The sequence below is a fragment of the Minwuia thermotolerans genome, from assembly GCF_002924445.1.
Taxonomy (GTDB): Bacteria; Pseudomonadota; Alphaproteobacteria; order Minwuiales; family Minwuiaceae; genus Minwuia; species Minwuia thermotolerans.
In genome coordinates this window covers 195,642-210,234 of record NZ_PIGG01000040.1, presented here as the reverse complement: position 1 = coordinate 210,234, position 14,593 = coordinate 195,642, and the positions used below count along the sequence as shown (strand labels likewise).

The following is a 14,593-nucleotide window of genomic DNA, read 5'->3' as shown; positions in this document are numbered from 1 at the left end:
CTGCGGTCAAGCCCCAGGACGCCAACGAGAAAATGTCAAGGTCCCGGGCCCTCGGATCAATTGCGGAACGCCGCCTCCATCTCGCGGCGGAAGGCCACCGTCGGGTCGGCGGCGTCGAATTCCACGTCGTCCCAGGTGACGGCCGCATCCTCGGCGATGTCGCGTTTCAGCTTCACCCCGTGCGCCAGGCCGAGCGGCAGCACGCCGGCCTTCAGCGACTCGTCGGCCCGCATGAGCCGGCCATAGACCGTGTAGCCGCCTTCGCCGTCCAGCATCTCGCCGGCCTTCAGCGGGCGCTTGGCGGTGGCGGCGACGTCGCCGCGGAATTCGCCGGTCGCGCCGGTGGGTTCGCCGCGCAAGGCCACCGAGGCGACCGAGATGCCGAGCTCCAGGCCGATCAGGTGATAGGGCCGCCAGAGCGCCGCATAGTCGCCGGTGTCGTCGACCACGAGGCCGTAGTCGGAGAAACAGCGGCGGACATAGTCGTCCGGCGCCTTGAAGGTGACATAGGTGCCCCAGCGGAGATCGTTCGGCACGGGCGCGCCGTCCCGGGTCTCGCAGGAGACCACCTCGACGGTGCCCTCGTGCTCCAGCACGCCGCCCAGATTGTGCGGGCGCAGGATCGAACAGAGCTCCTCGACCGCCGCGGGCGGGAAGCTCAGGCCATGGCTCTGCGGCGTCAGTCCGCAGGCATTGGCCACCGCCGCCATCTCGATCGCCGACTTGGTGCCGTCCAGGAAGGAGTTGAACATCTGCGGGTTCATGCCGGAGGCGGCCGCGTGTTCGGCGGTCAGGCCGTAGTAATCCCAGACCGTGTCCGGCGTGGAGCGGTGATAGACCGGGCGGTACTTGGTGCCCTTGCCGGCGCAGACCACCTCCAGGCCGATGGCCCGCGCCCAGTCGACCTGCTCGGAAATCAGCGCCGGCTGGTCGCCATAGGCCATTGAACAGACCACGCCGGCCTCCGCCGCGCGCCGCGCCAGCAGCGGCCCGGCCAGCACGTCGGCCTCGACATTGACCATGACCACATGGCGCCTGTTGCGGAACGCCGCGAGCGCATGCTGGATGCCGGCGGCCGGGTGGCCGGTCGCGTCGATGACGACGTCCAGCGCGTCCGCCTCGATCAGCTTCATCGCGTCCTGCCCGCACCAGGTCTTGCCGGTCTTCAGCGCGTCCGCCGGGTCCTTCGCGTCGATCCGCTCGTCCGGCCAGCCGGTGGTCCGGCAGCTTTCGGCGGCGCGGCCCTCGGCCAGGTCGACCACGCCCAGCAGATGCATCCCCGGCGTGCGGCGGCACTGGGCCAGGAACATGGAACCGAACTTGCCGGCGCCGATCAGCCCGACGCGGACGGGCCGGCCCTTCGCTTCGGCTTCCTGCAGCAGACGGTAGAGATTCATGGGCTTGTCCTCCCGGGCGTTCGCCGCGCGTTTTCAGACCGGCGCGATCTTCTCCAGCGGCTCGTCGCGGCCCGCGGGCATGGATTCGCGCAGTGACGCCACCAGTTCGTCCCGGACCTTCCGGTAGCCCGGATCGTCCCACAGATTGAACCACTGCCGGGGATCGTTGGCGAGGTCGTAGAGCTCGCCCTCCTCGCCGGTGAAGTAGTTGCCGGGTTCGTAGACCGTGACGATCCAGTCGCGCGTGGTCATGGTGACGAGATCGACGTCGGTTTCCTCGAAGCGGTCGTGCCATTCGGTGAAGGTGCAGTTGCGGTCCGCACCGGCCGCCTCGTCGAGCGGCAGCGGCGCGCCCTGCATCTCCGGATCCGGGGCCAGCCCCGCGATGGCGCAGATGGTGGGCGCCAGGTCGACATGGCCGACGGGCGCGTCGACGCGGCCGGGCGCGGCGTTCGCCGACGGCGCGGGCCGCCAGAACATGGGCACGCGCATCAGGGAGTCCACGTGGTACGGCCCCTTGAACAGCATGCCGAAGTCGCCCTGGAACTCGCCGTGATCGGTGGTGTAGAGCACGTCGGTGTCCGCGTCCCAGCCGCGCGCGCCGATGGCGTCCATGACCCGGCCCACGGCCTCGTCGATCAGCTCGTTCTCGACATGGGTGACGGCGTCGATCTCCCGGATCTGGTCGGGCGTCAGGTCGGCGGGCCGGAAGCTGGGCGGCGTCTCGAAGTTGAAGCGGCGGCGGCCCTCGTACCAGTCCAGCCAGTGCCGGGGCTTGCCCGCCAGAAGCTCGCGGCAGGCCTCCGCCGAGCCCGGATAGCCCGCCGGCAGGTCGAGGTCGCGCCAGTTCACGCGGCCCAGCTGCGACTGCGGCGGGTCCCAGGGATGGTGCGGGTCGGGGAAGCTGAGCCAGAGGAACCACGGCGCGTCGCCCGCCAGGCTCTCCAGCCAGTCGATGGCGCGGTCGGCCGTCCAGTCGGTGTGGTAGAGGTCGCGCGGGATCGGGTTGTGCCAGACCTGCGGCGCGCCGGTGTCGCCGCCGCCGGCGCCGTTGACCTGCCGCCCGACGACCGTCTGGTAGTAGTCCTCGACATGGTCCGGATACCGGTCGGCCAGCCATTTCGGGTAGTGGAACAGGCTGCGCCCAGGGCGGCCGGTATGGCCCGCCAGTTCCATGCGGTCGAAGCCCCGGTGCGGGCCGAAATTCCCCGCCGCGGCGGCGCGGTTCTCGAAGAAGCCGGTATGGGAGGCGGGCTCGAAATGCGCCTTGCCGATCAGCGCCGTGGCGTAACCGGCGTCATTGAGGATGCGGGCCACGTGCGGCGCGTCCTCGGGCAGCGGAATGCCGTTGGAGACGACGCCGTGGCGGCGGATGTGCTGGCCCGTCAGGATGGTCGACCGCGCCGGCATGCAGACCACGTTCTGGTTCCGCGCCTGGTCGTAGACCACGCCTTCGCCGGCCAGCCGGTCCAGCACGGGCGTGCGCGCGACCCGGCCGCCGGTGCAGCCCAGCGCGTCATGGCGCTGCTGATCGGTGGTGATCAGCAGGACGTTTCGGCGTTTCAACGAAGAGCCCTCCCCAAGACCCGTTTGCAAGTCGCGGGCAGAGTGGGCCAAACGGCGTCCGTCCACAAGCCGATGCGGGGCGGCGATGCCGGTTTTGCGCGGGACAGGCCCCGCCCTATGTTGTAGCCAGCGAACAGCGAATTCCTGCCGAAGGAGACCCTCAGATGAGCACCAGCGATCCGATCGTCGTCGTGGGCATGGCCCGCACCCCCATGGGCGGCTTCCAGGGTGAACTGGCCGGCGAGACCGCCGCCGTGCTGGGCGCCGCCGCCATCCGCGCCGCGCTGGAGCGCGCCGGCCTGAGCGGCGAGGACGTCGAGGAAGTGATCATGGGCAACGTGCTGCCCGCCGGCCAGGGACAGGCCCCCGCCCGCCAGGCTTCCAAGGGCGCCGGCATCCCGGACGCCACGGGCTGCACGACGATCAACAAGATGTGCGGCTCCGGCATGAAGGCGGCGATGTTCAGCCACGACCTGCTGCTCGCCGGCGTCAACAACGTCATGGTCGCCGGCGGCATGGAGTCCATGACCAACAGCCCCTACCTGCTGCCCAAGGCCCGCGGCGGCCTCCGCCTCGGCCATGGCGAGGTCAAGGACCACATGTTCCTGGACGGCCTGGAGGACGCCTATGACAAGGGCCGGCTGATGGGCACCTTCGCCGAGGACTGCGCCCAGCACTACCAGTTCACCCGCGACCAGCAGGACGAGTACGCCATCCGCAGCCTGAAGCGGGCGCAGACCGCGCAGGCCGATGGCACCTTCGCCGGGGAGATCGCGCCGGTGACGGTGAAGACCCGCAATGGCGAGGTGACGGTGGATTCCGACGAACAGCCGCGCAACGCCAACCTGGACAAGATCCCGACGCTGAAGCCCGCTTTCCGCAAGGACGGCACCGTGACGGCGGCGAATTCGTCGTCCATCTCCGACGGCGCGGCGGCGCTGGTGATGATGCGCCAGTCGGAGGCCGAGCGCCGCGGGCTGACCCCCATCGCCCGCATTCTCGGCCACACCAGCCACGCCCAGGCGCCCAACTGGTTCACCACCGCGCCGGTCAAGGCCATCGACAAGCTGCACGAGAAGCTCGGCTGGACGAAGGACGATGTCGACCTCTACGAGATCAACGAGGCCTTCGCCGTCGTCCCCATGGCCGCGATGCAGGAGCTGCAGCTCGATGCCGAGCGGGTCAACGTCAATGGCGGCGCCTGCGCGCTGGGCCATCCCATCGGCGCGTCGGGCGCGCGCATCATGATCACGCTGATCAACGCGCTGAAGGCGCGCAAGCTGGAGCGCGGCGTCGCCGGCATCTGCATCGGGGGCGGCGAGGCGACCGCCATCGGTATCGAACTGGTGAACTAGGCAGGTCCGCGCGCCGGGGTTGGCTGGGCCGGCCGGCGCGCGTTCTGACGAGACGGTCGCAACCACAATGGCGTCCTGGGGCCTGACCCCAGGACCCAGTCAATCGGCTTTGCTGGGCCCTTGGATCAAGTCCAAGGGCGTCAACGGTAATCGCCTGTGAACGATCCCTACGCCGCCGCGGCGCTTTCGGCCTCGACGATCCAGCCGCCGCCGAGCACCCGGTCGCCGTCGTAGAAGACGCAGGCCTGGCCCGGCGAGACGCCGAACTCCGGCTGATCGAAGCGCACTGTCGCCCAGCCGTCTTCGCCGGCGAAAAGCCGGGCCGGGGTGGCGGGCGCGGTGTTGCGGATCTTCGCCATGACCTCCAGGCCTTCCGGCGGGATCGTGTCGGCGCCCAGCCAGTTCAGTTCCTTCACCGTCAGCGCGTGGCAGGCGAGCGCATCGCGCGGGCCGACGACGACGCGCGCGCGCGCCGGATCGAGGCGGACGACATAGCGCGGCTCGGTCTCGCCGCCGCCTTCGCCGCCCAGTCCCAGGCCCTTGCGCTGGCCGATGGTGAAACCGATCACGCCGTCATGGCGGCCCAGCACCCGGCCGGACAGGTCGACGATCTCGCCCGGCACGCGGGCGTCGGGGCGCAGGCGCTCGATCACGCGGCGGTAGTCGCCGTTGGGCACGAAGCAGATATCCTGGCTGTCGGGCTTGGCCGCCACCGGCAGGCCCAGGCGCTCGGCGTGGGCGCGGACCGCCGGCTTGGGCAGGCCGCCCAGGGGAAAGCGCAGGAAGTCGAGCTGTTCGCGCGTGGTGGCGAACAGGAAGTAGCTCTGGTCGCGGCTGTCGTCGGCGGCGTTGCGCAGTTCCGGCCCGCCGGGTCCGACGGCGCGGCGGACATAGTGGCCTGTCGCCAGCGCCGCGGCGCCCAGGTCCTTCGCCGTCGCCAGCAGGTCGCGGAACTTCACCGTCTGGTTGCAGCGGATGCAGGGCACCGGCGTCTCGCCGCGCAGATAGGCGTCGGCGAAGTCGTCGACCACCGCGTCCCGGAAACGGCTTTCATAGTCCAGGACGTAGTGGGGGATGCCGATCCGGTCGGCCACGCGGCGGGCGTCGTGGATGTCCTGGCCGGCGCAGCAGGCGCCCTTGCGCGCCGTCGCCTGGCCGTGGTCGTAAAGCTGCAGCGTGATGCCGACCACGTCGTAGCCGGCTTCCTTGCAGAGCGCGGCCGTGACCGACGAGTCGACGCCGCCGGACATGGCGACGACGACGCGTGCGTCCGCCCGCGGGCCCGGGATTTCCAGATCGATGTCCATGACCGGCGCTATATATCGCGGCCGGCGCGAGGCGCAAGGACGCCTTGACGCCCGGTGCGGCAGGACGGATCGTGGTTACCCGACGCGAGAGATAACAAAAGGGAGTGCGTCATGAGGAACCTGATCCTTTCCGTTGCGGCCTGTCTGGCCCTCGCCGTCCCGGCCACGGCTGTCGCGGCGCAGAACGTCTATGACGAACCGGAGAAGTGCAAGGAAGTCCGCTTCTCCGACGTGGGCTGGACCGATATCACAGCCACGACGGCCGCCACCACGGTGGTGCTGGAGGCGCTGGGCTACAGTCCCGACGTGAAGGTGCTGTCGGTGCCGGTCACCTATACGTCGCTGAAGAACGCCGACATCGACGTCTTCCTGGGCAACTGGATGCCGACGATGGAAGCCGATCTGGCCCCCTACCGCGAGGAAGGCAGCGTCGACGTGGTCGGCGTCAATCTGGAGGGCGCCAAGTACACCCTGGCCGTGCCGCAATACACCTATGACGCGGGACTGCAGGATTTCTCCGATATCGCCGAGTTCCGCGAACAGCTCGACGGCAAGATCTACGGCATCGAGCCGGGCAATGACGGCAACCGCCTGATCCTCGACATGATCGCCGCCGACGCCTTCGGCCTGAACGGCTTCGAGGTCGTCGAAAGCTCCGAGCAGGGCATGCTGGCGCAGGTCGGCCGCGCGGTGAAGAACAAGGAACACATCGTCTTCCTGGGCTGGGCCCCGCACCCGATGAACGCCAATTACGACATGGCCTATCTGTCGGGCGGCGACGACTATTTCGGCCCCGATTACGGCGGCGCCACGGTCTATACCAATGTCCGCCAGGGCTATCTGGAGGAGTGCCCGAACGTGGCCCGGTTCCTGAACAATCTGAAGTTCACGCTGGCCATGGAGAACGAGATCATGGGCGCGATCCTGAACGAGGATCAGGATCCCGAGAATGCGGCCCGGGCCTGGCTGAAGAACCATCCCGAGATGCTGGAAACCTGGCTGAAAGGCGTCCGCACCACCGCGGACGGCAATGCGCTGGAAGCGGTGAAGGCGGAGCTCGGCATCTGAACCGGCCCCCGGGCGCGGGCGGCGCCGGGGCGCCGTCCGCCGCCTGAGCGGGGCGGCGCAGCGAGGGGGCGCGGGCGCGGATGGACTGGCTGACGGAGCGAAAGATCCCGATCGGAGGCTGGGTCCGCGACCTGGTCGACTGGATCACCGACAATCTCGACTGGTTCTTCGACGCCGTTTCGGTGGGACTGGAGACCATGATCGGCGGCCTGCTCTGGCTGCTGCAGACGCCGCACCCGTTCATCGTCATCGCCTTCACGGGTGCATTGGCCTGGGCGCTGAAACGCTCCATCGCCTTCACCGCCTTCGTCGTCCTCTCGCTGTTGCTGATCATCAACCAGGACTACTGGGAGGAGACGACCGAGACCCTGGCGCTGGTGCTGTCGGCGGCGCTGGTCTGCATGGCCGCGGGCGTGCCGCTGGGAGTCGCCGCGGCGCACCGCCCCTGGCTCTACAAGGCGATCCGGCCGGTGCTCGACCTGATGCAGACGATCCCGACCTTCGTCTATCTGATTCCGGCGCTGATCCTGTTCGGGCTGGGCATGGTGCCGGGGCTGATCGCCACCGTGATCTTCGCCCTGCCGGCGCCGATCCGGCTGACCCATCTCGGCGTCAGCTCGACGCCGAAGCCGCTGATCGAGGCCGGCGAGGCCTTCGGCGCCACGGGCTGGCAGCTGCTGTGGAAGGTGGAACTGCCCTACGCCCTGCCGTCGATCCTGGCGGGGCTGACGCAGACCATCATGCTCTCGCTCTCCATGGTGGTCATCGCCGCCCTGGTGGGCGCGGACGGCCTGGGCGTGCCGACGCTGCGCGCGCTCAACACCGTCAACATCGCCAAGGGCTTCGAGGTCGGCCTCGCCATCGTGCTGATCGCCATCATCCTCGACCGGCTCTGCCGCCGCGACGACGGCCCCGCCGGCCGATGAGCGCGCCCGTCGTCCGTTTCCGCGACGTCGACATCGTCTTCGGCGAGAAGCCGGCCCGGGCCCTGCCCATGATCGACCGGGGCATGAGCCGCGCCGAGATCCAGGCCGAGACCGGCAATGTGGTGGGCGTGAAGGGCGCCAGCCTGGATGTCAACGCGGGCGAGATCGTCGTCCTGATGGGGCTGTCGGGTTCGGGCAAGTCGACGCTGCTGCGCTGCGTCAACGGGCTCACCCGCGCCACGCGCGGCGAGGTGACGGTTCATGACGGCGAGCGCGAGGTCGAGGTCACGCGCTGCCCGGCCTCCGAGCTGCGGCGCCTGCGCACCGGCCGGGTCGCCATGGTGTTCCAGCAGTTCGCGCTGCTGCCCTGGCGCAGCGTCGCCGAGAATGTCGGCTTCGGGCTGGAGCTTTCCGGCGTGCCGGCGCGGGAGCGCGCGGAGCGGGTGCGCCGCCAGCTGGCACTGGTGCATCTGGAGGACTGGGGCGACCGGCGCGTCGACGAGCTCTCCGGCGGCATGCAGCAGCGCGTCGGCCTGGCCCGCGCCTTCGCTACGGATGCGCCGATCCTGTTGATGGACGAGCCCTTCTCGGCCCTCGACCCGCTGATCCGCACCCGCCTTCAGGACGAACTGCTGGACCTGCAGACACGGCTGAAGAAGACCATCATCTTCGTCAGCCACGACCTGGACGAGGCGATCAAGCTGGGCAACCGCATCGCGATCATGGAGGGCGGGGAGATCGTCCAGACCGGCCAGCCGGAGGACATCGTGCTCAATCCGGCGAGCGACTACGTCGCCGATTTCGTCCGGCACATGAACCCGCTGCAGGTGCTGCGGGCCGCGACCATCATGCGCCCCGTGGCCAAGCTGGCGCGGGAGGGCGGCGCGGTGCTGCTGGAAGGCGGCTGGCGCATCGCCCTGAATGACGCGGGCGGTCCGGCATCGGCCCGCCGGGACGGCCATGACGTGGCGATCGTTCACCTGCAGGAGGGCGCGGTCGACATGATCCGGCCGGACACGGTGACGGCCGCGGGCCCGGACATCGTCATCCAGACGGCGATCGAACTCTGCGCCGGTTCGCGGGCGCCGGTGCTGGTGGTCGACGAGGGCCGGCTGGTCGGCGTGGTGGGCGATCAGGAGATCTACCGCGGCCTGCTGCGCCGCCGCGCCGACTGACCACACGACAATCCGTACCAATCCGCTCTTGATTTTCGCCTGCAGTCCGATACATAGGGGACCAGAACGGTTCGGTATCGAAGCGGGCATGCCAAGGCCATGATGCGTCTGAGTAAAATGACGGACTACGCGGTGGTGATGATGGGCCATATGGGCCAGTCCACCGGCCGCGTCTTCGCGGCGACGCAGATCGCCGACGGCACCGGCGTGCCCCAGCCGACCGTCTCGAAGCTGCTGAAGGAACTGGCCCGCGGCGGACTGCTGGTCTCGATCCGGGGCGCGCAGGGCGGCTACCGGCTGGACCGCACGCCCGACGAAATCACCGTGGCCGAGATCGTCCAGGCCCTGGAAGGGCCCATCGCGCTGACCGCCTGTGTCGACGGCGCGGACGACAGTTGCCATGTCGAATCCTTCTGCGGCATGCGTGGTAACTGGAACAAGGTTAACAACGCCATCCGCACGGCGCTGGAGAGCGTCACGCTCGCCGACATGGCCGTGCAGCCGATGGCGTTTCCCCCGGCCGAACCCGTCCGGGAACGGGAAGAGGAGCGTATCTGAATGGCAGCACGGGCCGAAACCGTCGAACAGGTCGAGAGCCTCGCCGAGCGCTACAAGTACGGCTTCTCGACCGAGATCGACATGGATCTCGCGCCGAAGGGCCTCGACGAGGACATCATCCGCCTGATCTCGGCCAAGAAGGGCGAGCCCGACTGGCTGCTGGAATGGCGGCTGAAGGCCTATGCGCGCTGGCAGAAGATGCCGGAGCCGGGCTGGGCCTTCGTGGATCACCCGCCGATCGACTATCAGGACGCCTACTACTATGCGGCGCCGAAGAGCCAGGACAAGCCGAAGAGTCTGGACGAGGTCGACCCGAAGCTGCTGGAAACCTACGAGAAGCTGGGCATTCCGCTTCGCGAGCAGGAAGTGCTGGCCGGCGTGGAGGGTGCGCCGAAGGTGGCGGTGGACGCGGTCTTCGACAGTGTCTCCGTCGGCACCACCTATCAGAAGCAGCTCAAGGAAAAGGGCATCATCTTCTGCCCGATCTCGGAGGCGGTCCGCGACCATCCCGAACTGGTGCGGAAGTATCTGGGTTCGGTGGTGCCGTTTTCCGACAACAAGCACGCCTGCCTGAACTCGGCCGTCTTCACCGACGGCAGCTTCGTCTATATCCCCAAGGGCGTGCGCTGTCCCATGGAGCTGTCGACCTATTTCCGCATCAACCAGGAAAACACCGGCCAGTTCGAGCGCACGCTGATCATCGCCGACGAAGGCTCCTACGTCAGCTATCTGGAAGGCTGCACCGCGCCGATGCGCGACGAGAACCAGCTCCATGCCGCAGTGGTCGAGCTGATCGCGCTGGACGATGCGGAGATCAAGTACTCCACGGTGCAGAACTGGTATCCGGGCGACGAGAACGGCAAGGGCGGAATCTACAATTTCGTCACCAAGCGCGGCGCCTGCCGCGGCCGCAACTCCAAGATTTCCTGGACCCAGGTGGAAACCGGTTCGGCGATCACGTGGAAGTATCCGAGCTGCATCCTGCAGGGCGACAACTCGGTGGGCGAATTCTATTCGGTCGCCATCACCAACAACCGCCAGCAGGCCGACACCGGCACCAAGATGATCCACATCGGCAAGAACACGAAGTCGACGATCATCTCCAAGGGCATTTCGGCGGGCCACGCCAACCAGACCTATCGTGGCCTGGTGCGCATCCAGCCGGGCGCCGAGGGCGCGCGCAACTATACCCAGTGCGACTCGCTGCTGATCGGCGACCGGTGCGGGGCGCACACCGTGCCTTACATCGAATCGAAGAACCCCTCGGCCCGCGTCGAGCACGAGGCGACGACCTCGAAGATTTCCGACGACCAGCTGTTCTATTGCCGTCAGCGCGGCCTTTCCGACGAGGAGGCGGTGGCGCTGATCGTCAACGGCTTCTGCCGCGAGGTGATGCGGGAACTGCCCATGGAGTTCGCCGTCGAGGCGACCAAGCTGGTGGGCATCAGCCTGGAGGGCAGCGTCGGGTGAGTTTTGAAACACTGAGTGTCACCCCCGCCCTGTGCGGAGGGCCGGAGCGGCATCGCCGCACGTCGAATGGTTTGCCGGATGCCCGCACGAAGACGGGCATGACGACCGGGAGAGAGTTTGAATGCTGAAGATCGAGAACCTTCACGTCGAAGTGGACGGAAAGCCCATCCTGAAAGGCATCGACCTGGAAGTGGCGGCGGGCGAGGTGCACGCCATCATGGGGCCGAACGGCGCCGGCAAGTCGACGCTGGCCTATGCGCTGGCGGGCCGGGAAGGCTACGAGGTTACCGCGGGCAGCGCCACGTTCGAAGGGCGCGACATGCTGGCGATGGAGCCGGAGGAGCGCGCCGCGGCGGGGCTGTTTCTGGGCTTCCAGTACCCCGTGGAGATTCCGGGCGTCGCCACGCTCACCTTCCTGAAGACGTCGGTCAACGCACTGCGCCGCCAGCGCGACGAGGAAGAGCTGAGCGCGCTCGAGTTCATGAAACTGGTGCGCGAGAAGGCGAAGGATCTCGACATCGCCGAGGCGATGCTGAAGCGCCCGGTCAATGTCGGCTTTTCCGGCGGCGAGAAGAAACGCAACGAGATTCTGCAGATGGCCATGCTGGCGCCGAAGTTCTGCCTGCTCGACGAGACCGATTCCGGTCTCGACATCGACGCGCTGAAGATCGTCGCCGACGGCGTCAACGCGCTGCGCAGCCCGGAACGCGGCATGCTGGTCATCACCCACTATCAGCGCCTGCTGGACCACATCGTGCCCGACCGCGTGCACGTGCTGGCGGACGGCCGGATTGCCAAGTCCGGCGACAAGTCCCTGGCCCTCGAGCTCGAGGAAAAGGGCTACGCGGCGTTCGGTGCGGAAAAGGCGGCTTGAGGCGGCGATGAGCGACGTTCTCGATATCCTGCTTGCCGGCCATGACCGCGGTGATGCTGTCCGCAAGGCGGCGGCCGAGCGGCTGCGCGGCCGCGGCCTGCCGACGACGCGGCAGGAGGACTGGAAGTTCACCAGCCTCCGCCCGCTGGAGAAGTTCCTGCAGAGTGGCGGGCGCGAAGGCGCGATGCCCGCTGTCCCGGCGCCGCTGGTCGACGGGGCGCTGCAGATCGTCGTCCGCAATGGCCGCGCCGAAGCGCCCGCCGCGCATGTTAACGGAATTACGGTTGACGCCCGTCCGGAGCTTGCGGAAGAGCCGCATGACTCGGCGGTGCAGGATATCGTCACCGCGCTGGCCAAGGGCGTCGTCGTCATCGAGATTCCGCGCGGCAAGACGCTGACGCAGGCGATCGAGGTGGTCTTTCTCTCCGACGGCGCCGCCGGCGCGGCCGGGCACCATGCCGGCCTGCGCGTGCTGCTGGGCGAGAACGCCGAAGCGACGCTGATCGAGCGGCACCTGGGCGACGGCGACTATCTCGCCGGCCATGGCGCCGCGGTGCGGCTGGGCCGGAACGCGCGGCTGCGCCACATCAAGGTGCAGGACGAGGCGCGGGGTGCTTTCCACCTGGCCGACACTTCGGCCGAACTGGGCCGCGACTCCCGCTATGAGCGGTTCGTTCTCTCGCTGGGCGGCCGGCTGGCGCGCGACGAGGTGCACGCGATCCTGATGGGCGAGGGCGCGGAACTTCGCCTGCTGGGCGCCTATGCCGGCCGCGGCGAGCAATTGCTGGATCACACGACGCGGATCGACCATGCGGTCCCGCGCACCTCCAGCCACGAAGTCTACAAGGGCGTGCTGGGCGACAGCGCGCGCGGCGTATTCCAGGGCGGCATCCTGGTGCGCAAGGACGCACAGAAGACCGACGGCCATCAGCTCAACAAGGCGCTGCTGCTGGGTCCGAAGGCCGAGATCGACTCCAAGCCGGCGCTGGAGATCTTCGCTGACGACGTGAAGTGCAGCCACGGCGCTACCGTGGGCGAACTGGACGCCGATCAGCTTTTCTACCTGCGCGCCCGCGGCGTGCCGGAGGCCGAGGCCCGGGCCCTGCTGGTCCAGGCCTTCCTCGAGGAGATCTTCGACGGGATCGCCGACGAGACACTGCGCGGGCGGCTGCTGGAGCGGCTGCATGCGGCCCTGGGCGAAGGAGACGCGAACCATGGCTGATTCCCGCGCTCCAGTGCTGGCGAACAGCACCGCCTACAATGTCGAGGCGGTGCGCCGCGATTTCCCGATCCTGTCGGAGACGGTCTACGGCAAGCCGCTGGTGTTCCTCGATTCCGGCGCCAGCGCCCAGAAGCCGCGGCAGGTCATCGAGGCCATGCGCGACTGCATGGAGCACCAGTACTCCAACGTCCACCGCGGGGCGCACTACATGTCGGCGGCGACGACCGATGCCTTCGAGACGGCGCGCGAGCGGGTGCAGAAGTTCCTGAACGCCGGCAGCCCCGACGAGATCGTCTTCACCGCGAACGTCACCGCGGCGATCAATCTCGTGGCCAATTCCTTCGGCCGGGCGTTCCTGCGGGAAGGCGACGAGGTCATCGTCTCCGAGATGGAGCATCACGCGAACATCGTGCCCTGGCAGATGCTGGCGGAGGCAACCGGCGTGAAGCTGGTTGTCGCGCCGGTGGAGGACGACGGCTCCTTCCGGCTGGAGCGTTTCGCCGAACTGCTGACCGACCGGACCAGGTTCGTCGCCATCACCCACTGCTCCAACGTGCTGGGCACCCGCGTGCCGGCGAAGGAACTGGTGCAACTGGCCCATGACGCGGGGGCGAAGGTGCTGCTGGACGGGGCGCAGGCCGCGGTCCACGGGCCCGTCGATGTGCGCGACCTGGACGCCGACTTCTACGGCTTCACCGCCCACAAGCTCTACGGCCCCACCGGCCTCGGCGTGCTTTACGGCAAGCTGGACCTGCTCAACGCCATGCCGCCCTGGCAGGGCGGCGGCGAGATGATCGAGAAGGTCTCGTTCAAGGGCACCACCTACAAGGAGGCGCCGCACCGCTTCGAGGCCGGGACGCCGGCGATCGTGGAGGCCATCGGCCTCGGCGCGGCCATCGGCTATGTCGAGGAACTCGGCCGCGACGCCATCGCCGCGCATGAACAAGGGTTGTTGAACTACGCCAATGAACGTCTGCGTTCGATCGACGGCGTTCGTCTGATCGGCACGGCCGCGGACAAGGCGGCGATCGTTTCGTTCCTGGTGGACGGCATTCACCCCTACGACGTGGCTGCGGTGCTTGACCGCCAGGGCGTCGCCTGCCGCGTCGGCCATCACTGCGCGGAACCGCTGATGGACCGGCTGGGCGTGATCGGCACGGTGCGGGCGAGCTTCGGCCTCTACAACACCCTGGCCGAGGTCGATGCGCTGGCCGAAGGAATCGAGAAGGCGAAGAGGATGCTCGGCTGATGGCGCGCGAGGACTACCAGGAATTCGCGGAGACGCTGGAGGCGCTGGACGATGAGGACATGCGCTTCGAGTACATCCTCGATCTCGCCAAGGCGCAGGACCGCGAGGAATTCCCGGAGGAATGGAAGACCGAGGACAACCTGATGCACGGCTGCATGTCCCGGGTCTGGATCGTCCATGACCGAGAGGGCGGGCGGCACTATTTCAGGGGCGCCTCGGAGGCCGCGATCGTCAAGGGACTGGTCCGCATGATGACGAAGACGTTCTCCGGCCTGACGGACGAGGAAATCCGGCAGTTCAACGTCGACGACGTCCGGCGGCTCAATCTCGGCGCGCTCACCTTCCAGCGCCAGGTGGGCATGATGGCGATGCTGAAACACATGCAGAAACTGGCCGGTCAGCCGGCCGCGACGGAGGCTTGAGGTA

Annotated in this window: 13 protein-coding genes; 10 read left to right on the top strand and 3 right to left on the bottom strand. The window is 68.2% G+C overall.

What is annotated here, in order from left to right; translation table 11 throughout:
* Window positions 1–56: 56 nt before the first annotated feature.
* Window positions 57–1,397 (bottom strand): NAD(P)H-dependent oxidoreductase, encoded by a 1,341-nt coding sequence (locus tag CWC60_RS13765; RefSeq protein WP_109794509.1) that lies wholly within the window; start codon window positions 1,395–1,397, stop codon window positions 57–59.
* A gap of 33 nt (window positions 1,398–1,430) precedes the next feature.
* Window positions 1,431–2,963, bottom strand: a complete 1,533-nt coding sequence (locus tag CWC60_RS13760) for a sulfatase family protein (protein WP_109794508.1) — start codon at window positions 2,961–2,963, stop codon at window positions 1,431–1,433.
* A gap of 164 nt (window positions 2,964–3,127) precedes the next feature.
* On the opposite strand from CWC60_RS13760, the gene CWC60_RS13755 reads away from it, so the two are divergent.
* Complete coding sequence (locus tag CWC60_RS13755; RefSeq protein WP_109794507.1) at window positions 3,128–4,318, top strand: acetyl-CoA C-acetyltransferase; 1,191 nt, start codon at window positions 3,128–3,130, stop codon at window positions 4,316–4,318.
* Window positions 4,319–4,485: 167 nt separating this feature from the next.
* Here CWC60_RS13755 and mnmA read toward each other — a convergent pair whose 3' ends face one another.
* On the bottom strand, window positions 4,486–5,625 hold the full coding sequence (gene mnmA, locus CWC60_RS13750) for a tRNA 2-thiouridine(34) synthase MnmA (RefSeq protein WP_109794506.1): 1,140 nt from the start codon (window positions 5,623–5,625) through the stop codon (window positions 4,486–4,488).
* Between the two features lie 111 nt (window positions 5,626–5,736).
* Here mnmA and CWC60_RS13745 point away from each other — a divergent pair, with 111 nt between their 5' ends.
* The 9 genes from CWC60_RS13745 to CWC60_RS13705 all read left to right on the top strand — a co-directional run bounded on the left by CWC60_RS13745 (window position 5,737) and on the right by CWC60_RS13705 (window position 14,589).
* Window positions 5,737–6,693, top strand: a complete 957-nt coding sequence (locus tag CWC60_RS13745) for a choline ABC transporter substrate-binding protein (RefSeq protein WP_109794505.1) — start codon at window positions 5,737–5,739, stop codon at window positions 6,691–6,693.
* A gap of 80 nt (window positions 6,694–6,773) precedes the next feature.
* Window positions 6,774–7,619, top strand: coding sequence for a choline ABC transporter permease subunit (gene choW, locus CWC60_RS13740; protein WP_109794504.1), 846 nt, complete (start codon window positions 6,774–6,776; stop codon window positions 7,617–7,619).
* A complete protein-coding gene (gene choV / locus CWC60_RS13735) occupies window positions 7,616–8,794 on the top strand; it encodes a choline ABC transporter ATP-binding protein (protein WP_109794503.1) in 1,179 nt (392 codons plus the stop codon). Before choW ends, choV begins: the two co-directional genes overlap by 4 nt.
* 99 nt (window positions 8,795–8,893) lie before the next feature.
* On the top strand, window positions 8,894–9,352 hold the full coding sequence (locus tag CWC60_RS13730) for an SUF system Fe-S cluster assembly regulator (RefSeq protein WP_109794502.1): 459 nt from the start codon (window positions 8,894–8,896) through the stop codon (window positions 9,350–9,352).
* Window positions 9,353–10,822, top strand: a complete 1,470-nt coding sequence (sufB, locus tag CWC60_RS13725) for a Fe-S cluster assembly protein SufB (protein ID WP_109794501.1) — start codon at window positions 9,353–9,355, stop codon at window positions 10,820–10,822.
* A 121-nt stretch (window positions 10,823–10,943) separates the two neighbouring features.
* Window positions 10,944–11,696 carry a Fe-S cluster assembly ATPase SufC gene (gene sufC, locus CWC60_RS13720; RefSeq protein WP_109794500.1) on the top strand — a complete coding sequence of 251 codons (753 nt, stop codon included), beginning with the start codon at window positions 10,944–10,946 and terminating at the stop codon, window positions 11,694–11,696.
* A gap of 7 nt (window positions 11,697–11,703) precedes the next feature.
* Window positions 11,704–12,918: a Fe-S cluster assembly protein SufD gene (sufD, locus tag CWC60_RS13715; RefSeq protein WP_109794499.1), complete on the top strand. Its 1,215-nt coding sequence runs from the start codon at window positions 11,704–11,706 to the stop codon at window positions 12,916–12,918.
* Window positions 12,911–14,167, top strand: a complete 1,257-nt coding sequence (locus CWC60_RS13710; RefSeq protein WP_109794498.1) for an aminotransferase class V-fold PLP-dependent enzyme — start codon at window positions 12,911–12,913, stop codon at window positions 14,165–14,167. Before sufD ends, CWC60_RS13710 begins: the two co-directional genes overlap by 8 nt.
* Window positions 14,167–14,589, top strand: a complete 423-nt coding sequence (locus tag CWC60_RS13705; protein WP_109794497.1) for a SufE family protein — start codon at window positions 14,167–14,169, stop codon at window positions 14,587–14,589. Before CWC60_RS13710 ends, CWC60_RS13705 begins: the two co-directional genes overlap by 1 nt.
* The last annotated feature ends 4 nt before the right edge of the window (window positions 14,590–14,593 follow it).